We start from the raw sequence: 22,621 nt of genomic DNA on the forward strand, positions 1-22,621 counted from the left end.
AAACTTGTCAGATATGAGTATTTTAGATTCTCTCCCAGATGAGCCAGAGGAAAATCCATCCCCTGAGTCTCCAACTCCCCACAATCATTGGTTAGAAAAAGAACAGCAGTTAATGCCTCCTCAACTCAAAGCTGATGCGCCCTTGAGAATGGTGGAAACGGCGTTTTTAGCCAGTGCCGCTAGCTTGATTTGGTTTATTAATTTCTACTTTCCCTTGGGGCCAGTTTTGCGGATATTTTTTCCGATACCGATCGCTCTAGTTTATCTGCGTTGGGGCAGGCGTGCGGCATGGATGTCAGCACTCACCTCCGGGTTACTGCTGACGGTACTGATGGGGCCAGCCCGCAGTTTGCTGTTTGTTATGCCCTACGCTTTTATGGGCGTGCTTTTAGGAGCAACCTGGTATCGTCGCCGTATACCCTGGATTGTTTCTATCACCTTGGGTACGCTGTTGGGGACTTTGGGAGTCTTTTTTCGGCTGTGGTTGTTGTCTGTTTTGTCAGGTGAAGACCTGTGGATTTATGTAATTACCCAGGTGACTGAGTTCATAGAGTGGCTATTTTTGAAGATGAGTTTGTTGGCGAGTCCCAGTGTGTTTTTGATTCAAGTGGGAGCGATCGCTCTAATTGTACTCAACAACTTTATCTACCTTTTTGTAGTACACCTGGCAGCATGGTTCCTTTTTGAGCGTCTGGGTAACCCCATTCCCCCTCCACCACGCTGGGTACAAGTCCTCATGGATTATGAGGGATAGTGAGGAGTTAGGAGTTAAAAGTTATGAATTCAACTCCTAACTTCTAACTCCTAACTCCTAACTTTGCAAATGATTAGTATTTATACGCAAAAAGAACAGGGTGAAGAATGGCTGCGACGGTATCGTGGCTATCTACCCGTATTTGCCTGTGTTTTAGGATTTACTGAAACTGGTTTAATTCCAGGGATTTCAGCAGCCGGTCGCACTCCAGAGGATCGGAAATATACTGCTTGTGCCGATGCCGAGTTTTTGTACTACGGGCCAGAACATAAAGCCCAATATCCCTTACCGCCATTAGCGGCCGGGGCTTCACCTGTGCTGATTTCTCGCGCTGTCTTTGAGTCACTAAAGATACCAGTTCATTTGTTTAATGCTGGTTTGCCCCAGCCTCCTGCTGTGCCAGTAATTGATTTAGGCGGCACGGTTGCTCGATGTTTAAGTAGTGGTGCTGCTATGGAAATTACAACGGTACACCACTTGTTTAAACAAGGACTACTTTGGGGAGAACGCCTTGCTGCTAATAACCAACATAAGTATGTGATTCTCGGTGAGTGCGTCGTTGGAGGCACTACAACTGCCCTGGCAATTTTAACTGGTTTGGGTATAGATGCTACCGGAAAAGTTAACAGTAGCCACCCTATTTGTAACCACGCGCAAAAGTGGGCATTAGTGCAAGCTGGGCTGGAGAAGATGAGGGGGAGCAGGGGGCAGTGGCCAGGGGGAGATGAGGGAGCAGGGGGGGCAGGGGGGGCAGGGGGGGCAGGGGGAGAAAATTTTACTTTGTCGTCCTCATCCTCCTCATGTTCCCCAGTTGACCCCTTGCAACTTGTCGCTGCTGTGGGTGATCCGATGCAAGTGGTCGTAGCTGGGATGGCGATCGCTGCTAGCCGGAGTTGTGGTGTAATGCTTGCTGGTGGGACGCAAATGCTGGCGGTTTATGCGCTGATGGGTGCGATCGCTCAAACTTATGCTTTATCATGGCAACCAGAAGAAGTCGTTGTCGGCACAACTCGCTGGGTGGCAGAAGATCCCACTGGCGCTACAGTTGACTTAGCCCTCAACTTAGGAAAAGCCAGCTTAACTCAGAGTGGAAGAATCCCCCCTCTATTAGCAACTCATCTAAGCTTTGCTGATTCTCGTTATCCCCAACTGAGAGCTTATGAGCAGGGCTTTGTCAAAGAAGGTATGGGTGCTGGAGGTGCTTGCATAGCCGCCCATCTTAGCCAAGATTGGCAGCAACACCAACTTTTGGCAGCCATTGAAGGCCAACTTGAACGGCTAAGTACAGCATTTCATTAATTCGTAGCTCTTTATCTCCGTGCCTTATCTAGTACAACAAACTAAATTTAACGAGTATCGCGTAATTCCCCAACCTAGCGCCAAAGGCAGGGAGGGGATGTAAGCGAGTCAAAAATGAAACGCCCTATTACTAAATTTTACCGCAGGTAAAAAAAGTGATAGGGCAGTTGAGTTTTTGGCAATTACTACATTTTAGGTTTTTGCTGTGCTTTGATATATTCTTTCACGACTTCTAGTGGTGCGCCACCAGTCGAAACAATGCAGTAAGCATCTGTCCAAAAACTAGGATCTTCTTTTTTCCAATAAAACTGTTTTAGATAAATTTCAAACTCTTTCCTAATAATACGACTTGAAGCAGACTTCAGGAAACTAATTAACTGGGAAATATTATTATCTGGATGTGCATCTACCAATAAATGTACATGATCATCTTCACCATTAAACTCTACCAATTCGCACTTTCTTTTTTCGCATACTCTACTAAAAACTTCTCGCAGTTTAGAGAGTATCGCTTCATTGATAACACTTTTACGATATTTCGTAACAAATATTATATGAAACTGAATGTTAAAAACAGCATGAGCGCCTTTTCTTAGTTGAGTTTCCATCTTGACGTGAAATGCGCCGGGGGGAGTATCCCCCCGGACACTTTCACAACTGAATGATGTCATGAGATTATATCATAAGTCGGCAAACTGAATGGGAGGTAATTCAAGGTGGCGTTACGCAGAGCAACTTTTAGGCTATATCCAAGTAAGAAGATGAATGCGATATTGCATTATCACAGGAAGTTGCACAAAGAAATCTATAACGCCGCGATACACAATAGAATCAATTCTTACAAAAAATTTGGTAAGTCTGTCTCATACTTTGAGCAACAGAATTGTTTACCAGATTTCAAGGAAGTTTGGGTAGAATACTCATTGTGTAATTCTCAAACATTACAAGCAACTTTGAAGCGTGTTGATTTTGCCTTTCAACGTTTCTTTAAGGGACTAGCCAAGTATCCCAGATTAAAATCAATCAGGCATTATTCAGGGTAGAGTTACCCATCATTTACGGGCTGGAAACTTCACAGCACAGGGGATAATGGTTATTTAGAATTAGCGAAGATTGGTCAGATACAGATACGCGGCAAAGCTAGACTCTGGGGACATCCTAAGTCAGTTGATATCGTTCATCGTAATGGTAAATGGTATGCTTCCGTGGTACTCCAAATTGACCAAACTTTGCTCAAAAATAGCCGCAAAACCGATACAGGAATAATCGCTATTGACTTAGGGTGTAACGATGCTATCGCGTGGACTAATGGCGTGGAAAACGGATTAGTGCCAGCACCTCGATTTTTGAGGAAAGCTGATAAAGAAAACAAACGATTAAGCAAGGTTAAACGCCGTAAACGTTCACCTAATTTCAAGAAAAAGATTAAGGCTTCTAGGCGATGGAGGAAAGCCCAAAAGCAGGTTAGTAGACTGAGCAGAAAAGTTGGCTTACAGCGTCAGAATTGGGTGCATCTTGAGACTACACGGATAATTAGCAACAGCACGGTAGTCACAGAAAAGTTAGAAGTCAAAAATATCAGTGCGAAAGCTAAAAGAGGCAAACGCAGAAAGCAGAAGGCTGGGCTGAATAAATCGATACTTGATGTTGGAATGGGCATGAGAAAAGATGCCCTAAAAGCCAAGTTAGATGATGTGGGCGGGAAGTATTTTGAAGTGCCAACGCGCAAGGTAAAACCATCTCAAACTTGCCCTAAATGTGGACATCAAGAAAAGAAAACCTTAGACCAAAGAATTCATCTTTGCTCAAACTGCGGATATACTCAGCAGCGCGACATTGCTGCCGCTGAAGTTATGCTTGCTTGGTGCTCAAATAATCTACAGGAGCTAGGAACTAGCTTCTCAGACGTGGATGATTGTAGCTCTACTTCACACACCCGTAAAACTGCGGGAAGTATGAAGCAACTTGGTCGTGCGAAGCGTCAAAAATCTCAGGCTATGTCAGGGAATGTAGAAACCCCTGGCTCAAACGAAGTTAGCCAGGGGTAGTTCATTGAATTCTCTCTCTAAGTAATTGTTCTTCCAAGGCAGCAATGCGATTGTATGCTGCTGTTAATTGTGCTGTCAGCCGTTGTATTTGAATTTCTGGTGTTATATTATCTCTACTTTGACGATGCATATCTAGATAAATGCCATCTATCAAGACATCCTTGTGTTCCATTTCTGGATTTAAATTGTTACGTCCTTTGAACTGGTAGCCTCCAGCCGCGCTATTTTCCTGCTCATTATGCTTTGCTTGTGTATTCGCTAGAGAACACTCTGAGAAAGCTTGAGCGACTTTACCATCAAGCTGCTCAATCACTTGGCAGAGGGTATCCAGTTTTTCGCTTAAAGTCAGGATTTGCTTCTGTAATGGCTCCATTTAATACCCTCATCCGTATATTTTCTTTATGTTATTCAATTTACTCTCAAGGTTAACTATACTTAGGGATTATTTAAGTATTGATAATTTTTGCTGCAAATGTGACATTTTAATCATCAATTCTAAATATAAGTAAAATTTTAGCATAAGTACCAATAAGTAAATTTATGGATAAAAATTAATCTTTAGGCAGTTATTTGCCGATAAAGTCGCTATTTTGAGCAAATATTTCAGATTTATCGCTATTACCAAAAAAAAATACCGATAATTTTCCAATTCCACTTTTTCTGTTAGTCAGCCTCTGGTGAATCTCTGCTTAATATTAGGTATAATCAAAAATCTCAAATCCCAAATCAATGGATCGACGGTCTTTTTTGCTAGGTACAAGCACACTGGCATTTTCACAACTGCTTTTTGGCTGTGGTGGAAACAAGCAGAAGCAACTAAAAGTACAGTTATTAAAAGGTTCTATACCTGGCCAAGTGGTTAATCAGTTCCACAAAGGTTTGCAGCAACAGGTGCAGTTAAAGTTTGCTCCAGTTGAGCAGATACAAGATTTATTTCAGCAATTACAAAATTGGCAGCAGAAACCAAAAGCCACTGATGAGCAGGGATGGAAACGCTTTATACCCTTTATGCAAGGTCAAAAAATAGCTGATGTAGACCTAGTGACATTGGGAGATTACTGGCTAAAAGCAGCTATTGAGCAGAAACTGATTCAACCACTCCAAGAGGTACAGGGAAACCAATTAAAGCAGTGGCCTGCTTTAGATCAAAGGTGGAAACAACTTGTAACGCGCAACGACCAAGGTAACTTGGATACTCAAGGGAAGGTGTGGGGTGCGCCTTATCGGTGGGGTAGCACAGTGATTGTTTATAACCGTGACAAGTTGCGAAAATTGGGATGGACGCCCAAAGATTGGAGCGATTTGTGGCGAGATGGAGTGCAGCAGCAGATTTCCCTACTCAATCAACCACGAGAAGTTATTGGTTTGGTTTTAAAGAAGCTAGGAAAATCTTATAATACAGAGAATCTTGACCAAGTACCAGACTTGGAAAAGGAATTACACAGATTAAACCAACAGGTAAAGTTCTACAGTTCCAATAACTATTTAGAACCTCTAATTATGGGAGACACTTGGCTAGCGGTTGGTTGGTCAAGCGATGTATTGCCTGTTCTGGGACGTTATCCGCAACTTGGCGCAGTTATTCCCCAGTCAGGAACAGCAATCTGGGCAGACTTGTGGGTACGTCCCGCAGGTATTACTACTAAGAGTAGTTTATCAGATCAATGGATTGACTTTTGTTGGCAACCAAGCATAGCTAAACAAATTTCGGTGCTGACCAAAAGTAATTCGCCAATTTCTACAAATATTGTCGCTTCCGATATCCAAGAGCCATTATGGAGCATTTTACAAAGCGATGTCTACGACGGGCTACGCCTACGCCAAGTTTTTGATAAAAGCGAATTTTTACTCCCCTTATCCCCATCAGCAATAAAACAATACGAGTCTTTATTCGCCAAAATTAAGGTTTAATTGAGAATTGGGCATTGGGAATTGAAATTTTCCCATCTCCCTCATCTCCTCCAATTCCTAACTCCTAACTCCTAACTCCTAACTATTTACTAGAGTAAATGCTCTAACCCTATCTTGTTTTTAACAGCCGTTTGGATACTGCATAAAGCTGGACTTGTACTAAAGTTGCAAGTGTAGGTTGCTAAGGGTTCTTTTTGATAATTAAATACTCGGACGTTGTAACCAAAGTTCCGTGCAGTGCTACCCAAGCGATTTACGAAGTCGTAGCGCTCTACATAGTCTAGTAAACTCCAAATTTGCTGATTCACAATCAAGTCTACTCGTGCAGGTTCTTTTTCAGAAGCTGGATATGCTATCCAATTATCCAATAGCTTTCTCTCAGAGTTTTGTTTTGCCCACCATAAACTAGGAACGGTTAATCGTTCTGGGTTTATGGTGTTAGCTGTGATTACATAGTTTTTTGGCTTAGTCAATAAGTCTAGTTCTAGAGGCGCATTAGAAGGCGATGGTATTGCGGGGGTTTGCGCTAGCGAGGGCGGGACTAGTAAAGTGGTAAGGCTAATGGTTAGTAATAATGAAAGTGATCTCTGGCGTTGGCTGCGCCAAGGGCGATCGCACAATTTAGATATATGCATAGCTGATACTAATTCGTAATTCGTAATTCGTAATTAATGCACTAGTAAAAATTCGCACATTTTAAAGTTTAATGGCAACGATGCGAATTCTTCGATAGTCTGCTATCCAAGTTCCTTGTTGATACAGTGTTGGTTTGAGATATTCCTCAACGACGCGAATTATTTCTATTTGTTGCTCACCAGACAGTCCTGCTAAAAAACTGCTGGCGAACATCTCAATCCAGTTTGCCATACCTGCTTCTCCTTCTGCTAAAGGAGTTGGACGGGCAAAAAGTATGGCATAAATTATATCAAAGCCTTGCTGTTCTAATAAGGTGGCGTATTCACCAATACTAGGGAAATACCAAGGATTTAGAGCTTGTGTGGGGATATTAATTGCTTCTAAAGCGCTTTCTAAAGCTGTGGCGATCGCTTGCACATTTCCCTTACCACCAAATTCTGCCACAAAACGGCCTCCGGGTTTTAGGGATTGATGGATGGAAGCGATCGCGCTATCTGCTTGTTTCACCCAATGTAATACAGCGTTGGAAAACACAGCATCTAACGGCTTATCTACTTGAAAGTTCCTAGCATCAGCAACATCAAAGCGGATATGGGGATAGTTTTCTCTGGCCTTTTCTATCATCGCGGGTGCATGATCAACTCCCATGACTTCAGCACCAGCTTGGGCAATTTTTTCTGTGAGTTGTCCAGTCCCACAACCAAGATCCAAAATGGATTCTCCTGGCTGAGGGTTGAGTAATTGCAATAAGTCCTCACCATACTGCCAAACAAAGGCGTGTTTATCTTCGTAAAGGATAGTATTCCAATAATTATTAGGTATTGAAAGATTGTTCATAAGTAGTGAAATTACAGTGTGTTAATTTGCGGATTTATGACCGCCTATTCATCAGAGTAAAAAAGATTTTTAATTATGTCCAATATATATTTTCAGCTTAACTAATATTTTAAAGATATGAGTTAGAGGAACAGATGGAACTACGACACTTGCGCTACTTTGTCACCTTGGCAGAAGAACTGCACTTTGGACGGGCGGCGGAACGATTGCATATTGCCCAACCTCCCCTAAGTCAACAAATTCGGCAGCTAGAGAAAGAATTGGGTTTTGAACTGTTTCACCGCACGAAACGAAAAGTACAGTTAACAGAAGCGGGGCAAGTGTTTCTGGGTGAAGTTCAGCAAATTATGAGGCAATTACAACAGGCAATCCAAGTTGGACAGCAAGCCAGTCGGGGCGAAATTGGGCAGTTGGTAGTTGGCTTTGTCAGTTCTACGGCATATAATATTTTGCCAAATATTCTGCGAACTTTTCGGGGTTCCGTTCCTGGTGTGAGGATTGAGTTGCATGAACTGACTACAGATCAACAGTTAGAGTGGTTGCGAGAAGGTCGAATGGATATAGGATTTCTACGTCCACCTGTGGAAGAAAATAGATTTAATTGGGAAACAATTTTTCAAGAGTCGCTGATGGTGGCACTACCTGAAGGACATTTGCTAGCGAGTCAATCTGAAGTTTCTTGGCGATCGCTTACTAATGAACCGTTTATTTTATTTCCTAGAATATTAGCACCAGGACTCTACGATTTAATTATTAGTCTTTGTCAGCAAGCAGGTTTTAGTCCCAAGGTTGCCCAAGAAGCAATCCAGATGCAAACGATTGTCAGCTTAGTAGCAGCCGAGATGGGTGTGGCGATCGTGCCAGCATCTTTGCAAAACCTGCAACGGATTGGCGTAGTTTATCAAACTCTAGAAGAACATACCCCAAAAGTTGGGATTGCAATGATTTGGCGAAAAAACGAGACATCTCCAACTGTGCAGAGGTTTCTAGAAATAGTTAGACAAGAAGTGCTAAGTATAACAGTTATCACCTAAGTGTCAGCCTGATTTTTTACGGTATTTGGAAAAGATTATTTTCAGGTTTTTCAAATGCGATCGCCTACATCCACTCGGCACAGGTTCAAGTCATTTCGGATCGAGTAATACCAAGTTCTATCATGTCCGTTTAATTACTTAATTAAACCAAAGTTACACTTGGTCTCCCCTCCCCTTGCCAAGGGGAGGGGCTGGGATGCAATGACTGTGGGAATCATAACTAATTATGCGGACATCATGTAATTTGCTAAACTCTAAATCATCATCAGGAGTAAGTGTGATGCTTCAAGCCTTACCAAAAACGATCGCTTTTGAAGAATTCCTCAATTGGAAGCCAGATGGTGGATGTTATGAACTACACGACGGAGCAATTGTTGAAATGCAGCCAGTAGGAGATCATGAAGAGATTAATGGTTTTTTAGCTGGTGAAATAACTTTACAGTTTAAACGATTAAAACTCCCATACATTATACCCAAGCAAGCACTAGTTAAGATTCCTGACAAAGAATCAGGTTATTCCCCTGATGTGATAGTGATAAATCAAAAGAATCTTTCAGCAGAACCGATGTGGAAAAAGTCATCAACGGTTACTCAAGCTGCGTCGGTTCCCTTAGTTATTGAAGTCGTCAGCACTAATTGGAAGGATGATTATGCACACAAGCTGGTTGACTACGAAACTTTTGGCATTCCTGAATACTGGATTGTTGATTATTTAGCTTTAGGCGGTAGAAGGTACATAGGTAATCCCAAACAACCGACTATTTCTGTTTACTATTTAGTGGATGGTGAGTATCAAGTTAACCTGTTTCGAGGAAATGACCGCATCATATCCCCGACATTCCCAGAATTAAATTTGACCGCCGAACAGATTTTTCAAGCTGGGCGAATAGAAAATTAACATCTCAGGATTATAGACAGAAGTAGCTAGACTACTTCCTTTTTTGCTTGTCTAGTGCCTCTTGAATAGCTTCTCTACAAAATTGTGGTGGATCGTCTTGTGCTTTGACCTCTTCTTTCATTTCCTTAGTAACACGAAAGTTTAATTGTTCGGTCAACTCCTTACTTGGTTGATTGTCAAAATTTTGAGGATTACCTCTAGGATTGGGCATTTGTTGAGAAGTGTAAATAAAGCTTGATACGGTGTTAACAGCGAAATAAAGTTAAATCGGTGGTGATAATAGTCAGCAAAACAGTACACCACCGATACCACTTTTAGAAAATGGGTAACTCTATTTTATGTTCACACGGTCAGAACTTGAAATTAAAACTATTGCTGAGTTGAGAGACTTGTGTAGGCGATATGGGTTAAAGCCTACTGGGAATGCAGGATACAAGATTAGCTGGATTACATCTTTAATGGCATTCCCTGCGATCGCACTTACCCAACTGCAAGAGGGAAAGGGATTGAGACAACTATCCTTTGAAGTTTATCAGGATATTATGATCGCACTCGATCAGATGAATTCACCCACTGATGAACAAGCAGCGCTAATTAAGCTGACGATGGAGGGCAAACGGTATCAAGCACCTCAACGTTGGGAACAGGAAAAATTACTCAACCTATACAAGGCAAAACTCAAGCTTGAAGAGGTCATAGAACTACTAGGGGAATAGAGGGATTATTTACAGTAGTAATCACTTGGTTTACGGCATCACAGCTTGTAAGCCATTTTTTTATGTATCCTGAGCATTTTTAAGGAATAAGAAGCCAAAAGTATTGATATTGTGTTATTTGTGTCAGAAAATCAATTATGATCGCAGCGTTGATACTCCCATCGGGCCACGAGTCACGCCTAGCTGATTTTGCAATTTCAACTCTCGCCATAATTGGGAACCTGTAATCTCACCTTGCAATAATTGAGTATAACAATGTATTGTTTTACTCACTTGTTCTGGCGTTTCATTGACAAATTCGATGCGGAAGTGACGTAATCCCAAATCTATGAGACGCTGTACGTACTCGGCTCCGGTTTGGGCAGTGCCGTTAAACACAGTATTGCGACAGCCTACATCTGCTTTAAGGACGTGTTCGCTACCTACACGGTCTTTTAATTTAACTTCCTGCTTTTCACAAGGTCGGCCACAGTTTGTGTAGTCTGTACCTGTTGATAGAAAGGCACAAAATACACAGTGTTCCATGTGAAACATCGGCATATGTTGATGGATTGTCACCTCAAACCACTGTGGTGGGCAACTGGTGAGGAGGTCTTGGAGTTGGCTAATATTTAGGTCATAGGATGCCGTCAGTCTTTCTAAACTAAAGTGTTGCTGAAAGTAGTCTGCTGTTAAGGGATTAGCAACGTTGAGCGAGAAATCTGCAATACAACGGTCTGCGGCAAAGAATTGCAGTTGGTCATAGTTCCGTATCAAATAGCCATCTGCTTCACAGGCACGTATTTGCTGCAAAATCCAGTTTTCTCCGGGTTTAGTAATTCGCGGTGGTGCAACCCAAATTGTGGGGTTTGGGGAGACGCGATGAATCGCGTCTGTACAAGAGTTGCGTACCAGTTGCACGGCTTCTTGGTAGGCGCGGGGGTCTTCAAATTCACAATAAAGTGTTTCAACACCAGCTTTGAGGGCGGCTTGGAGTTGCTTGAGGTTTCGTACTAAGACGATGAGTGAGGGGGATGAGGGGGATGAGGGGGATGAGGGGAGTAAGTCTTGGAAGGAGGCATCAGGACGTAATTGCCAACGTTTGGGTTGACTTCGCAATTCTTCCAACTGTGCTACGATTTCCCGCCGCATCCGGTTTAATTCACTTACGGGTAGCATGATGGTATCGCTGAGGTGGTTGGTTAGTGTTCCCATACAGAAAGGTGTGTTACCCAAACGCCCGAATTGTTCTTGTAAACGGTCGGTATTTAGGGGTTTGGTATGCGCTTCAACTAGTGGAATTGCTGACTGTATCTGTACAATATTACCGAGTTGATCGCGAGCGATCGCCATCAACATCTCACCTACTTCTCCATAAACTTCAATGTCAATGGGACGCTGAAATTGAGGGTTTTCGCCAGCAAAACTTTGACGTAGTTGCTTATCTAATTCTGGATCATTGGTTTTCCAAATGCGATCGCCTATATGCACTCGCCGCAGATTCAAGTCATTTCGTCCAAAGGACAACATGGCTTCTTTACCCTTGGACACCACCCCATAAACCCGGCCGCCTTCTTCCTTCGCCTCTGGATGACCGCAATCAAACACAATTCCATCTCCTGCTTTAACAGGTGCTTCCAATTTAACTGTCACCTGTTCGTTGTGAATGCGGGTAACTTCACCTAAATAAACCCCGCGTTTTTTACCAAAGCGGGCGTGAACCAGTTCTTGATTATTAATCCCACCAAACCAACCCGTGTAGAGTCCGCGAGAAAATGCCATTTCTAGGTTGTAGTGTTCTTGATCTAACTGACCTCTCCCCCAGCCCCTCTCCGCGTCGGAGAGGGGAGCTTTTATCCCCCCTTCCCTCTCTTCGAGACGCTGCGCGAACGGAGGGAAGGGGGTTAGGGGGTTAGGTCTTTCCAAGTCTATCATCACCCTATCCAAGGCTTGCCGATAAACACGAGTGACATTAGCTACATACTCCGGGGCTTTCAGGCGACCTTCAATTTTGAGACAGGTTACTCCTGATTTCACCAAATCTGGGAGAACATCTAACCCTGCTAAGTCTTGAGGACTAAGTAAATATTTGCGTTCTTTTAAATTTACAACTTGCCCATCAGCAATTAAATCATAGGGCATCCGGCAAGCTTGGGCGCATTCGCCTCGATTGGCAGAACGTCCCCCTAAAGCCTCGCTAGTCAAACACTGACCGGAATATGCCACACACAAAGCACCGTGAACAAAGACTTCTAAGGGCAGCGAAGTTTCTTGTAGGGCAATCTGCTGCTGTATTTTATTGATTTCCTTGAGAGAACATTCACGCGCCAGCACGACTAATTGACAGCCGAGGGATTTGGCAAATTCCACCCCTTTTGCACTGGTGATGGTCATTTGGGTGGAAGCATGGATGGGAAAATCGGGCGACAGGTGACGGATGAGGCGGCATATACCCACATCTTGGACAATCACGGCATCTACACCTGCGGCAATAATTGTGCGGAGATATTGCTGTGCTTCTGCTAGTTCTTTGGGAAATATTAGTGTGTTGACAGTGACATAACCCTTTACGCCGCGACGATGGAGAAATGTCATCAATTGGGGTAAGTCTGCTTCAGTAAAATTTTCAGCCCGCATTCTGGCGTTGAAGCGATCTAAACCGAAGTATATCGCATCTGCCCCATTTTCCACAGCAGCTTTAGCACAGTCCCAATTACCTGCTGGCGCGAGGAGTTCAGGACGTTGAAGAGAAAGAGGGGCAGAGGAGCGTAGGCTTTGCCCATCGGAGATATCGCTTTTCATCAGATTTAGGGTTAACTAGCACCATAGTGATTTTATCGAAGTTTGTGGGGGAAAGAGGGAAGGAGCGATCGCTATTTCTTCTCTGGCAATTTAAGGGACTTCCAGAAAAGAGACTTTCCCTAAAATTCTTGTGGCGTAAATGACATTTATTCTTCTAACTCCTCTTTACTACTTTCAGCAGCTTGGCGTAGTGCGAGGAATGCCTCTTTTAAAGGTTGACTCACAGCACTGTCAGGTTCATGAAGTACTAATTGTTGATATCCCTCCAAAAAAACCATTCGTAATCGATGAAAAAGATGTAGAAAATAACGAATAAAATTGATAGAATCCAGAACTACAACTTCAATTCCACCTGTTTGTTCATAAACGTCTGAAGCATATTTTTGAACAGATTGATAAATCAAATTTGTAGTTATAAAGATGTAGTTGTCAATATTGTGACGAGAGTTTCTAATTTTCTGGATGGCATGGTTAATATCATCTACTGTAACCTTCCTCATTTTCATTTCATAGCTAGTGATTACATTCTCTTCGTTGAGAAGTATAATTTCTAAATCTCCAAGCGCCCTTGTTTGTTTGTCCGCAGCATTATGGCTTGCAAGAGCTAAATGGCTTTGTCCCAAATAAGCTGAAACCGCTTGGTAAGCAGCAGCTACAATCAAGACAGGCAAGCGACTAGAATTACGACAATTCAAATGCTGCTCAATCCATTTGATAATTGCTTCAGTAGAGAGCGGAATCCCACCTTCAACTGTTTTTAAATCTGCTAGTAGACTAGCAATGCGTTGACGTTTTTCATTTTTAACGATTAAAAGATATCTGATAGTTTCGGCAAGCATATCTTCAGCTAAGACTCTGCCTAAATAAACGTTATCGAGTAAAGATAGTACAGTTTTGTAAAGAATTGGAGGTTTGCCAACTAAATTAACTTCTGGTGTCAAAAAAATATTTCTATTACGAAGTGCTGGAGTAAGAAAAGCTGTTGTTGGGTTACATGGTAATTCATGTTTATTAATAAAGCTGGTGATATATGCTTCATCGTATGTCCGCCCTGAATAACAGTCTAAATCACCAATTTCTGTATAGGGTTTGCGAATATCTAGATTTGGTTTATGAGATTTTGCTAAACAACAGGCTAATAGTAATCTAACACCCGCCCGATTTTGAGGGTTACGACACACAAATTCTACATTACTAGAGATAGCAGCATCATCTACAATTGGTTGCGTCAAATCCGAAACGACCCTTTGAAAAGCTAAATCAAGGATAGCTGGTGGGGTTGACATTGAGAGTCTGCCTGTTGTGTTTGAGTGCTATTAATAGTATTTTTTATAATATCATCTAGTACATAATTTACCCACAGTGTTTCTGTTCGCAATCCTTTTGTAGAATGGCAAACTTTAGTGGGTGCTTGGATGCATTTCCAATCACTGTAAAGTTCTTCCATGAGAGAGCATTGATAGCTTGAGATAGCAACTTTACCTTGGATATTATGAAGAACATTACTCAGATCGCGATGTTGTTCATCTGTCATTTCGTAAGCGTAAGCTTGACGATCGCCTCTTGAAGCATGTGGATATGGAGGATCGCAGTAAAACAAAGTCTCTTGAGAATCGTAGCGTTGAATCACTTTAATTGCTGAGTCATGCTCCATCTGAACTCGTAAAAGTCTTTGAACAATCCCAGGCAAATCTTCTACACTTCCTAACCATCTGGAAACTGCACCAGCCATCCCTGCACGGCTTGTTAGTTTACAGTGCGCCCACCTGCCAGAACTTGCCTTTTGTGCTAACCCAGTTCTAACCTGTCTAGCCTTAATAAAAAATCGTCTAGCTCGTTCAAAATCAGATAAATCTGGGGTATGTTCGGAGATTGCTATTTCAAATTCTTCACGAGAAAAAGGAGTCAAACCAATAGCCTCAATCAGGCTTTCCTTTTGCTCCCTGAGTACGCGAAAAAAGTTTACTAATTCACCATCCAAATCATTGTACGTTTCTACTGGTGAGGGATTTCGATTGAGTAAAACTGCCGCCGAACCTCCAAATGGTTCACAGTAATGCTGGGCATCTGGTAAAAGAGGTAAAAGCCAATCAAGATGGCTGAATTTGCCACCATACCAGCCAAAAGCTATCAGCTTGTTTTTACCCATTTTTTTATCCTTGTAGGCTTCTAATCTTTGAGAAGAGGTCTAAAATACTATGACACAAAAGTATGAAATCAGCGATCGCAAGCTTACCCCAATCCCTCGACATCAACGCTTTCCCCTTCCGACTCAACAACCTCAAAGTTTACCTTGTTGTATATATCTTGTAGAGAAATTTCAAAGGGTACAGTTACAAGTGCGATCGCTTCATCTTCTTCATCATATTCCCGAAGCGTCCATTGCTTTTTCCCAGTTTTAGAAAATTGCTCTACATGAATCCGTGTTTGGTCAATTAATAGATATTCTTGAAAGGTAGAAATAGTTCGGTAAGCCTGAAATTTATCTTCGCGGTCATACCCTTTGGTCGATTGTGATAAAACCTCAACAATCACCTGTGGATTCAGAATTATATCCTTTCGGTTGTTAAAACACTGTGGTTCACCCGCTATAACTGTCACATCTGGATAAGTATAGAAGTGCCGTTTGGGTATCCATAGACGCATATCGCTGTTAAACACTTCGTATTCTTGTTGTCTGAACGCGAAGTTTAATACAGCATAGAAATTCCCAGCTATCCGATTGTGATTTATCGTTCCACCCGCCATAGGAATTATTTCCCCATCAATGTATTCACTTTTATACTCAGCAGCTTCCTCTAGCTCTAAATATTCCTCTGGGGTATAGTATCGCTGTTGTGTTATTTGCATAGTTCTATTGGGTAGCAATATTTAACAATACGGAGCGTTTAGGTACTAAAGAGATTTTAACCATGTTTACCAAACAGTTTAACGTGTTTAGATAGAGGTGTTATGTGCTTTGTACAAAGTGAGCGTAGGCGCAGCCCAACTTAGGCATCGCTATCTCAATTTACTCCTATTGATAACCTGCTGCTTGTAATAGAAACAATTTGGCATAATGTCCTCCTAAGTGTAATAATTCTTCGTGAGTTCCCTGTTCTATAACTTCCCCGTTTTCTATTACTAAAATTTTGTCAGCCATGCGTACCGTTGAGAAGCGATGGGAAATCAAAAGTACCATTTGATTTTGAGTAATAGCGCGAAAATGATTGAAAATTTCAAACTCAGCTTGGGCATCGATCGCTGATGTTGGTTCATCTAATACTAAGATATCTGCTTGCGATCGCATAAAAGCACGAGACAAAGCAATTTTCTGCCACTGTCCCCCAGAAAGTTCCTGTCCTCCCTTAAACCAACGGCCAAGTTGAGTCTGGAAGCTTTGGGGTAATTGGTTAATAAAAGATTCAGCCATCCCTTTTTCAGCAGCAGTTTGCCAACGGTTTTTATTTTCGAGATGTTCTACATCACCCACGCCAATATTTTCACCCACAGTAAACTGATAGCGGACAAAGTTCTGAAAAATTACACCAATGCGACGACGCAACACATCCACATCCCATTCTTGCAAATCCAAGCCATCTAAGAAAATTCGCCCAGAATCGGGGGTGTAAAGTCGCGTCAGGAGTTTGATTAAGGTAGTTTTACCAGAACCGTTTTCACCTACAATTGCTAATTTTTCTCTGGGTTTCAAATGCAGCGAAATATCTCTCAACGCTGGCTTAGAACTTCCTGGATAAGTAAATGATACGTTCTCAAAACGGATACCATCTTGAGGATTTAAACCAATGGTTGCGTGACCCCAAGACTTTGGTACTTCTTCTTCTAAAAAATCGTAGAGATTGGATAAATATAGGTTGTCCTCATACATCCCTCCAATAGAAGTGAGGGCATTAGAAAAAGTAGATTGTCCTTGGCGAAACACGGTGAGATACATTGTCATATCTCCCAAAGAAATTTTACCTAGAACTGTTTCCAAGACAATCCAAGCATAAGCTAAGTAAAAAGCCCCAGTACTCACTAAACTGAAGAGATATCCCCACAATCCCCGGCGCAGAGTCAAATCGCGGTCTTCGCCATAGAGTTGATTAAACAGATTGCGATAACGCCCTAGCAGCATCTCTCCCAGTTGGTAGAGTTTGATTTCTGTGACAAAATCTTCCCTTGCTAAAAGATTTTCTAAGTAATTCTGCTGGCGAGTTTCTGGCGCACGCCAACTAAACAAGCGAAAGCCTTCCCCAGCAAATTTAGTTTCGGCAATAAATACAGGCATAGCTGCCAAAATTAGTACTACCACTGCCCAAACTGAGAAATTTACTAACAAAATTCCGTAGGTGATGAGGGAAAGGGCATTTTGCACCAACCCAAAGGTGCGACTGACTAACGAAAGCGGACGAACTGATGCTTCTCGTCGGGCATTGGTCAATTTATCATAAAATTCTGAGTCTTCAAACTGCCTGAGATCGAGTGTCAGTGCCTTTTCTAAGATGAGTACATTCACTCGCTGGCCCATTAGCGCCCGCAATAACGACTGACAAATGATGATTCCTCGCTGACTACCTGCTAGTAGAATTACAGCGATCGCTTCAAATCCTACAAACAAAAAAGGGTGATAAATATTGACAAAACCGTTGTTTTGTGAATGAACTTGAGATGCAAATACCACTGCATCAACAATTAATTTACTGAGGTAAGATACCGCCGCCGGTAAAAGACCAGCCACTAAAGTTAAAGTAGCCAAAAGAATAGTAAGCGATCGGCTAGTAGTCCATACTAAGTTTACAGCCCGTCCACTGTAACGGAAAACCGTCAGTGATTGGCGTAGAATATTTCTTTTTTTTTAATCTTCATTTTTCTTGCCGCGAGATACCCCAGCTTGGGCGGATCTTCCTGACTCTATTAAATCTTTATTAATTTTACATTTTTCTAAGAATGTTCGCTGAAAACCCCAAAGTTAAAACATAAAAACTTTTTGAGGTTTTTATGTTTCGGGGTAGTCATACCATTTCACGAAATAATTGATACAAATCACTTCCCCTGCCTCCCCTGCCTCCCCTGCCTCCTCTGCCTCCCCTGCCTCCCCTGCCCCCTGCTCATCCCCACAACCTCCTACCTGCTTTCCCATTTAATCTTTCGTGAGTATCTGCCAACAAAGCTGGAATATCTAATTTTTCTGGACACCGAGGCAAACAGTCACCGCATTCTGTACAACGGTTGCCTTTCATTCCAGGGAACCAATGACCGGCATTTTCAAACATTCCGTAACGATATTGCCCATAGTCAGTCATATCGTATGCCACTGCAAGATTTCGTAACCGCAATACCTCTGGAATATTAATATTTTCTGGACAGGGCAAACAAGCATAACACTGGCTACAATTATCAGTTTCTAAAGCAACTTTTTGGTGATTTTCTAATCGCTCAAAAGCAGAATGTTCGGCTGATGTTAACTCTCCATCATAGTCAGCGATTCGCAAAGGTTCCCTTAATTCATCTGGGTTTGCTGGGCCGATACTCAAAGTAGTAATACGGCTATCACCAAGTAAAAAACGATAATTTAATTCTAAGGGCAAATACGGATAACACAGGTCTTTAAGAGTTTGGGGTGGTCTATAGAGCCGTCCCCCCTTATCAGCCGGGGAAATAATGAAAATGCCCATGTCCTTTTCGGCAGCTAGTTGAATCGCTGGTGCGTGCCGTTGGAAAAAATAGTAATAATGCAGATTGACAAATTCAAAAAAACCTGTATTTATTGCAGCTTGAATTAGCTCTAATGACCCGTGGCTGGAAAAACCAACGTGTCGCACTCGACCATCAGCAACAGCTTCTTCTACGGCTTGCATACAGCCATTTTTGGCTTGCACCCACTCAAAATGTTGCCAGGTGTTCAAGCCATGAACGCCTAAGCAATCCAAATAATCTAGCTGTAATCGTTCTAGGGATTCGTCGATGCACCGACGCATGGTGTCAGCATCTGCTGTGGCTGAGATTTTGGTAGTAATATAAAGCCTCGTCCGGGGTACTGACAACCCAGCTTTTAACGCCCTACCAAGATACTCCTCGCTTTTGCCGTAACCTCTGGCGGTTTCTAGATGATTAATTCCTAGCGCTAAGGCTTGTTCGATAGTCTGGTGAGCATTTTCAAAATCAGCCAAATAGCGCATTGTTCCCAGAGAAAAAACCGAGAGGCGTAGATTCGTTTTCCCAAAGCGTCGGTATTGCATTTTTAACAAAGAGTTAGGAGTTTAAAGTTAGGAGTTAGAAGTTGAAGGAAGTAATTCATAACTCTTAACTTTTAACTTTTTTTGCTTAGGAGTTAAGAGGAAGCAAAATCACTCATAACTCCTAACTCCTAACTCCTAACTCCTAACTCATAACTCATAACTCATAACTCCTAACTCCTAACTCATAACTCATAACTTTTTCAACTGTCGCCATTACCAAAGCGCTTAATCAAATCTTCAGGACGGAGATTGGAAATAAATTCACGGAAAGCTTGCTGTTCGGCTTCATCTGCATCGCGATCGACAGGAATAGAAGCATCAGCAATCACTTCTTCCATTACCCAAATGGGGGTATTTGTACGGAGGGCAATGGCGATCGCATCGCTAGGACGAGCATCAATTTCTTTTTTGACCTCGCCTTGCTGGACGATTAAAGCTGCATAAAATGTATCCTTTTGCAGGGAATGAATGATCACCTTTTCTAGAGTCATATTCCAAGTCTCTAGAAGATTCACAATCAGGTCGTGGGTTAAGGGTCTGGGAGGCTTTTGATTCTCCAGTGCGCCCATAATTGCCCTAGCCTGTTCCTGACCAATGTAAATTGGCAAAGCCCGCCGATCTGAAGAATCTTTCAAAAGGACAATCGGGCTGCGGGTTATGGCATCTAATGCTATGCCAGCGACTTTCATTTCAATCATTGCCTAAGCCTCTACAATGCTTTCAGAGCCTGGGATGCTATGTAATAAATAGCACCCCTTTTTAGGCGGGTTGGTGACAGTAATAAACATAAGCATTCGTTCTCTATAATTGCTTCTATTAAACTCCGAACTTGTGGTGAAAACCAGAGTAAGTCAAATTGGTCTTCTTAGACAATAACCTTCTTACCCAAGTATGCCCTGTGAAGGATGCTAATGTGTTAATATTCCTATACGAAAAAAGTGAGAAAATATACTTGGATGTTGGAGATTTCTGTGAGAATTACCAATTGATTTCAAGCAAAAATAGGCAATAAATAGAGTTAGTTTGACAAAAAAGCCGTGTTTACAGGATTAATCCAGGCATTAGGTACGATGGAACCCTTGGGGGGCGATTCTTGGCAAATTACTTGCGTAAGCCAGTCGGGTGAAGTAATTAGGCAAGATTTGGCTTATGGTGACAGTGTTGCTGTAGATGGTGTTTGCTTGACAGTTGAAAAAGTTTTAAAAGACGGCTTTATTGCCACGGCTTCACCGGAAACTCTACGCCGCACGACGTTGGGAGGTGAGCAAACGCAACAGAGATATGTCAATTTAGAAGCGTCGCTCAGGGTGGGGAGCAAAGTTGGCGGTCATTTTGTGATGGGTCATGTAGACGGCATCGGTAGATTGCTAGTGGCAGAACAAACGGCTAGTTCTTGGGAAATGACCTTTATTGCATCCGAGGCGATCGCCCGGTATATTGTCCCCAAAGGTAGCATAGCCGTCAATGGCATCAGTCTCACGGTAGCCGCTTATGAGCCAGAACTCTGCCAATTCAAGGTGGCAGTAATTCCCCTCACATACACCGAGACAAATCTTCGCTATTTGGTTCCTGGGAGTTGGGTGAATCTAGAAGGGGATATTCTCGGCAAATACGTTGAAAAATTCGTTTATCCTGGAAACTCACACACCACCACTGATGAAACTAGTATGGATGGCATTACACCCGCATTCCTAGCAGAACACGGGTATTTGTAACTAAAAGAGTTTGGAGTTTGGAGTTTGGAGTTTGGAGTTTGGAGTTTGGAGTTTGGAGTTTGGAGTTTTAAATTCATAACTCTTCACTCCTCACTCCTAACTTTCTTCTAACTACCTGGTTCCTGGCTTACCTGAGCAGTTTGCAAGCCTCCCACTAACTGGCTGAGGGCGCTTTGTAGTTCCACGCCTGGGTCAGTAGCAACCCACCCATCCTGTGTTAGGTGGCGGATTTCAAAGTGCAGGTGAGGGCCTGTGGAGTTCCCGGTGCTGCCAACTAGCCCGATGACAGTTCCAGGTTGTACCCACTGACCGGGTTTAACAAGGATTTCTGACATGTGACCGTAGAGAGTTTGTTCAGCAGATTTGTGATTTAGGATAACAGTTAAACCATAACCACCCATCCAGTTAGCAGTTTCTACTTGACCAGCAGCAGCAGCCAAAACTGGTGTTCCTGTAGGCGCACCCAAGTCTGTACCAGCATGGAAGCGTTGATTACCTGTGATTGGATGAATTCGCCAACCAAACAAAGAAGTAATGGGAGCGGGTATAGACAATGGATACATTATTCCCGTACCACTATAGGCGACTCTTCCTATGTAGGGGATTTGCGGCAATACTGATGCTAGCGAGAAGTCATAAGCTACGTTGCTGGGGCGGGGTGCAATGTTGCCATCTGCCATTGGTGGAGGTAAAGTACCACCGCTCGGTGCGATGGGAGTTGCACTCACTCTCGTGGGGCTGAACTCGCTAGGACTTGGTATAAACCGATTCGGGTTAAATCCGCTCTTGGTGTCACCACTAGAACCAGTTTGAGTTGCAGTAGGACGCCATCTGTTGGTGTTGCCAGTAGAAGATGCAATCTGCCGCACTGGTGGAACTACTGCTAATTGTGCATTTTGACTTCTTCTAAGCCAAGTAGGTGCCGGTTTACTATTAGAATCAGCTACACTCTTTTGCGGTATTTTGGCGCAAATGCCGCCTAATACACTTTGCCCTGATGGCAAAATGGCTCGACAACCACTGGAGCGTTCTGTCAGAACTACAGAATTTGGTGCTTGATAAGTAGCTGTGGCACCACTGTCATAATTATTAGGATCAATATAGGCGTTATTATAATCCTTGGTTTTTTCCGCTGTTGCACTGACAGGGCTGTTGGAGTTATTTGATGGTTGAGCAACTTCTGGAAGTTTTTCAGGTAAAGAGCGGAAAGGGGTATTAGGTTTTTCCTGTCTCACCCGTGCAGGAGTAACCTGGGAGGCTTCTACCTTGGGTTTTGATTGTCTGATAATCACAACAGGTTGGGCGGCTTCGATTTTGGGTGTAGACTGCCTAACTGGCTCTTTTAATTGAGCAACTTCTGGGTTGGCCAATCTCTTTCTGAGTCTAGCTCGCCGTTGGGAAAATTCCGGTTGGGCTTGAGCGGTTTCGGGCGCAACAGCCTGTTTTTTAACACTTTGGCTTCGCTCAGTGTTAACTGGGTTTATAACTGCTGTTGGCTGGGAAGTTTCAACTGTGGGAACGATGTTGTCTATTTGTGTTTCGGTTTGGGCAAACACAAAGCCGCCGCTAAGGAGGCTGACGCTACTCAGCCAACAGAGGCTCTGGGCTGGTAGTGTTGAGGCAAAACGTTTTTTTGTTAGACCTTGCTGCCATAAGTAATGCAAACGATGAGGGGCAGAATTTTTGCGCTGCGTCATTTGTTCTCTCAGTTGTGTGTAATTAGCCTAAAGAGATGATGCTAGTGGTTTGTCTTGCCCAAAGAGCGGAATTT

The 22,621-nt window shown here is 42.8% G+C and carries 21 protein-coding genes and 1 pseudogene; 8 read left to right on the forward strand and 14 right to left on the reverse strand.

Features of this window, described 5'->3' with window-relative positions; genetic code table 11:
* The first annotated feature begins 13 nt into the window (after positions 1-13).
* The gene (locus V7K32_RS02700; protein ID WP_334990110.1) at positions 14-754 is read left to right on the forward strand and encodes a DUF2232 domain-containing protein; all 741 of its coding nucleotides are present in this window, start codon (positions 14-16) and stop codon (positions 752-754) included.
* 69 nt (positions 755-823) lie between these two features.
* Positions 824-2,053: a nicotinate-nucleotide--dimethylbenzimidazole phosphoribosyltransferase gene (locus V7K32_RS02705; RefSeq protein ID WP_334990111.1), complete on the forward strand. Its 1,230-nt coding sequence runs from the start codon at positions 824-826 to the stop codon at positions 2,051-2,053.
* Positions 2,054-2,238: 185 nt separating this feature from the next.
* Here V7K32_RS02705 and tnpA read toward each other — a convergent pair whose 3' ends face one another.
* Positions 2,239-2,661 (reverse strand): IS200/IS605 family transposase, encoded by a 423-nt coding sequence (gene tnpA, locus V7K32_RS02710; protein WP_334990113.1) that lies wholly within the window; start codon positions 2,659-2,661, stop codon positions 2,239-2,241.
* Between the two features lie 468 nt (positions 2,662-3,129).
* Between tnpA and V7K32_RS02715 the strand changes: the two are divergent.
* Positions 3,130-4,101 (forward strand): annotated as a pseudogene (locus tag V7K32_RS02715) (RNA-guided endonuclease InsQ/TnpB family protein); the annotation flags it as partial.
* A gap of 1 nt (position 4,102) precedes the next feature.
* Here V7K32_RS02715 and V7K32_RS02720 read toward each other — a convergent pair.
* Complete coding sequence (locus V7K32_RS02720) at positions 4,103-4,474, reverse strand: hypothetical protein (RefSeq protein ID WP_334990115.1); 372 nt, start codon at positions 4,472-4,474, stop codon at positions 4,103-4,105.
* A 356-nt stretch (positions 4,475-4,830) separates the two neighbouring features.
* Between V7K32_RS02720 and V7K32_RS02725 the strand changes: the two genes are divergently transcribed.
* Complete coding sequence (locus tag V7K32_RS02725; protein ID WP_334990117.1) at positions 4,831-6,012, forward strand: extracellular solute-binding protein; 1,182 nt, start codon at positions 4,831-4,833, stop codon at positions 6,010-6,012.
* A gap of 89 nt (positions 6,013-6,101) precedes the next feature.
* Here V7K32_RS02725 and V7K32_RS02730 read toward each other — a convergent pair whose 3' ends face one another.
* Both V7K32_RS02730 and V7K32_RS02735 read right to left on the reverse strand, forming a co-directional pair.
* Positions 6,102-6,647, reverse strand: coding sequence for a hypothetical protein (locus V7K32_RS02730; protein WP_334990118.1), 546 nt, complete (start codon positions 6,645-6,647; stop codon positions 6,102-6,104).
* A 61-nt stretch (positions 6,648-6,708) separates the two neighbouring features.
* Complete coding sequence (locus tag V7K32_RS02735; protein WP_334990120.1) at positions 6,709-7,485, reverse strand: methyltransferase domain-containing protein; 777 nt, start codon at positions 7,483-7,485, stop codon at positions 6,709-6,711.
* 134 nt (positions 7,486-7,619) lie between these two features.
* Between V7K32_RS02735 and V7K32_RS02740 the strand changes: the two genes are divergently transcribed.
* Positions 7,620-8,519, forward strand: a complete 900-nt coding sequence (locus tag V7K32_RS02740) for a LysR substrate-binding domain-containing protein (RefSeq protein WP_334990122.1) — start codon at positions 7,620-7,622, stop codon at positions 8,517-8,519.
* A 280-nt stretch (positions 8,520-8,799) separates the two neighbouring features.
* Positions 8,800-9,417, forward strand: a complete 618-nt coding sequence (locus V7K32_RS02745; RefSeq protein ID WP_334990123.1) for a Uma2 family endonuclease — start codon at positions 8,800-8,802, stop codon at positions 9,415-9,417.
* A 31-nt stretch (positions 9,418-9,448) separates the two neighbouring features.
* Here V7K32_RS02745 and V7K32_RS02750 read toward each other — a convergent pair whose 3' ends face one another.
* Positions 9,449-9,628 carry a hypothetical protein gene (locus tag V7K32_RS02750; protein ID WP_334990125.1) on the reverse strand — a complete coding sequence of 60 codons (180 nt, stop codon included), beginning with the start codon at positions 9,626-9,628 and terminating at the stop codon, positions 9,449-9,451.
* 127 nt (positions 9,629-9,755) lie between these two features.
* Between V7K32_RS02750 and V7K32_RS02755 the strand changes: the two genes are divergently transcribed.
* The gene (locus tag V7K32_RS02755; protein WP_334990127.1) at positions 9,756-10,133 is read left to right on the forward strand and encodes a hypothetical protein; all 378 of its coding nucleotides are present in this window, start codon (positions 9,756-9,758) and stop codon (positions 10,131-10,133) included.
* Positions 10,134-10,268: 135 nt separating this feature from the next.
* On the opposite strand, the gene V7K32_RS02760 is transcribed toward V7K32_RS02755, so the two are convergent.
* From V7K32_RS02760 to V7K32_RS02795, 8 genes are all read right to left on the reverse strand, one after another.
* Entirely contained in the window at positions 10,269-12,914 is a 2,646-nt protein-coding gene (locus V7K32_RS02760) for a U32 family peptidase (RefSeq protein ID WP_334990129.1), read from the reverse strand.
* Positions 12,915-13,060: 146 nt separating this feature from the next.
* Entirely contained in the window at positions 13,061-14,200 is a 1,140-nt protein-coding gene (locus V7K32_RS02765) for a restriction endonuclease, SacI family (protein WP_334990131.1), read from the reverse strand.
* Entirely contained in the window at positions 14,170-15,063 is an 894-nt protein-coding gene (locus V7K32_RS02770) for a DNA adenine methylase (RefSeq protein WP_334990133.1), read from the reverse strand. The genes V7K32_RS02765 and V7K32_RS02770 overlap by 31 nt, the downstream gene beginning before the upstream one ends.
* A gap of 83 nt (positions 15,064-15,146) precedes the next feature.
* Positions 15,147-15,764: a Uma2 family endonuclease gene (locus V7K32_RS02775; RefSeq protein ID WP_334990135.1), complete on the reverse strand. Its 618-nt coding sequence runs from the start codon at positions 15,762-15,764 to the stop codon at positions 15,147-15,149.
* 166 nt (positions 15,765-15,930) lie between these two features.
* On the reverse strand, positions 15,931-17,739 hold the full coding sequence (locus V7K32_RS02780; protein ID WP_334990392.1) for an ABC transporter ATP-binding protein: 1,809 nt from the start codon (positions 17,737-17,739) through the stop codon (positions 15,931-15,933).
* Between the two features lie 153 nt (positions 17,740-17,892).
* Positions 17,893-18,036 carry a hypothetical protein gene (locus tag V7K32_RS02785; protein ID WP_334990137.1) on the reverse strand — a complete coding sequence of 48 codons (144 nt, stop codon included), beginning with the start codon at positions 18,034-18,036 and terminating at the stop codon, positions 17,893-17,895.
* Entirely contained in the window at positions 18,005-19,135 is a 1,131-nt protein-coding gene (locus V7K32_RS02790) for an aldo/keto reductase (RefSeq protein ID WP_334990139.1), read from the reverse strand. The genes V7K32_RS02785 and V7K32_RS02790 overlap by 32 nt, the downstream gene beginning before the upstream one ends.
* A 200-nt stretch (positions 19,136-19,335) precedes the next feature.
* Positions 19,336-19,833 (reverse strand): bifunctional nuclease family protein, encoded by a 498-nt coding sequence (locus V7K32_RS02795; RefSeq protein ID WP_012406891.1) that lies wholly within the window; start codon positions 19,831-19,833, stop codon positions 19,336-19,338.
* Positions 19,834-20,172: 339 nt separating this feature from the next.
* Between V7K32_RS02795 and V7K32_RS02800 the strand changes: the two genes are divergently transcribed.
* The gene (locus V7K32_RS02800) at positions 20,173-20,850 is read left to right on the forward strand and encodes a riboflavin synthase (protein ID WP_334990141.1); all 678 of its coding nucleotides are present in this window, start codon (positions 20,173-20,175) and stop codon (positions 20,848-20,850) included.
* Between the two features lie 107 nt (positions 20,851-20,957).
* Here the strand turns inward: V7K32_RS02800 and V7K32_RS02805 are convergent, their stop codons facing one another.
* On the reverse strand, positions 20,958-22,547 hold the full coding sequence (locus tag V7K32_RS02805; protein WP_334990143.1) for a M23 family metallopeptidase: 1,590 nt from the start codon (positions 22,545-22,547) through the stop codon (positions 20,958-20,960).
* Positions 22,548-22,621: the final 74 nt, after the last annotated feature.

The organism is Nostoc sp. (assembly GCF_036917635.1).
Taxonomy (GTDB): domain Bacteria; phylum Cyanobacteriota; class Cyanobacteriia; order Cyanobacteriales; family Nostocaceae; genus Nostoc.

What these genes read in the sequence shown, in the direction of transcription:
- V7K32_RS02700 (WP_334990110.1), top strand. Translation starts at nt 14, where the DNA reads ATGAGTATTTTAGATTCTCTCCCAGATGAGCCAGAGGAAAATCCATCC.
- V7K32_RS02705 (WP_334990111.1), top strand. Translation starts at nt 824, where the DNA reads ATGATTAGTATTTATACGCAAAAAGAACAGGGTGAAGAATGGCTGCGA.
- tnpA (WP_334990113.1), bottom strand. Translation starts at nt 2,661, where the DNA reads ATGGAAACTCAACTAAGAAAAGGCGCTCATGCTGTTTTTAACATTCAG.
- V7K32_RS02720 (WP_334990115.1), bottom strand. Translation starts at nt 4,474, where the DNA reads ATGGAGCCATTACAGAAGCAAATCCTGACTTTAAGCGAAAAACTGGAT.
- V7K32_RS02725 (WP_334990117.1), top strand. Translation starts at nt 4,831, where the DNA reads ATGGATCGACGGTCTTTTTTGCTAGGTACAAGCACACTGGCATTTTCA.
- V7K32_RS02730 (WP_334990118.1), bottom strand. Translation starts at nt 6,647, where the DNA reads ATGCATATATCTAAATTGTGCGATCGCCCTTGGCGCAGCCAACGCCAG.
- V7K32_RS02735 (WP_334990120.1), bottom strand. Translation starts at nt 7,485, where the DNA reads ATGAACAATCTTTCAATACCTAATAATTATTGGAATACTATCCTTTAC.
- V7K32_RS02740 (WP_334990122.1), top strand. Translation starts at nt 7,620, where the DNA reads ATGGAACTACGACACTTGCGCTACTTTGTCACCTTGGCAGAAGAACTG.
- V7K32_RS02745 (WP_334990123.1), top strand. Translation starts at nt 8,800, where the DNA reads ATGCTTCAAGCCTTACCAAAAACGATCGCTTTTGAAGAATTCCTCAAT.
- V7K32_RS02750 (WP_334990125.1), bottom strand. Translation starts at nt 9,628, where the DNA reads ATGCCCAATCCTAGAGGTAATCCTCAAAATTTTGACAATCAACCAAGT.
- V7K32_RS02755 (WP_334990127.1), top strand. Translation starts at nt 9,756, where the DNA reads ATGTTCACACGGTCAGAACTTGAAATTAAAACTATTGCTGAGTTGAGA.
- V7K32_RS02760 (WP_334990129.1), bottom strand. Translation starts at nt 12,914, where the DNA reads ATGAAAAGCGATATCTCCGATGGGCAAAGCCTACGCTCCTCTGCCCCT.
- V7K32_RS02765 (WP_334990131.1), bottom strand. Translation starts at nt 14,200, where the DNA reads ATGTCAACCCCACCAGCTATCCTTGATTTAGCTTTTCAAAGGGTCGTT.
- V7K32_RS02770 (WP_334990133.1), bottom strand. Translation starts at nt 15,063, where the DNA reads ATGGGTAAAAACAAGCTGATAGCTTTTGGCTGGTATGGTGGCAAATTC.
- V7K32_RS02775 (WP_334990135.1), bottom strand. Translation starts at nt 15,764, where the DNA reads ATGCAAATAACACAACAGCGATACTATACCCCAGAGGAATATTTAGAG.
- V7K32_RS02785 (WP_334990137.1), bottom strand. Translation starts at nt 18,036, where the DNA reads ATGGGAAAGCAGGTAGGAGGTTGTGGGGATGAGCAGGGGGCAGGGGAG.
- V7K32_RS02790 (WP_334990139.1), bottom strand. Translation starts at nt 19,135, where the DNA reads ATGCAATACCGACGCTTTGGGAAAACGAATCTACGCCTCTCGGTTTTT.
- V7K32_RS02795 (WP_012406891.1), bottom strand. Translation starts at nt 19,833, where the DNA reads ATGATTGAAATGAAAGTCGCTGGCATAGCATTAGATGCCATAACCCGC.
- V7K32_RS02805 (WP_334990143.1), bottom strand. Translation starts at nt 22,547, where the DNA reads ATGACGCAGCGCAAAAATTCTGCCCCTCATCGTTTGCATTACTTATGG.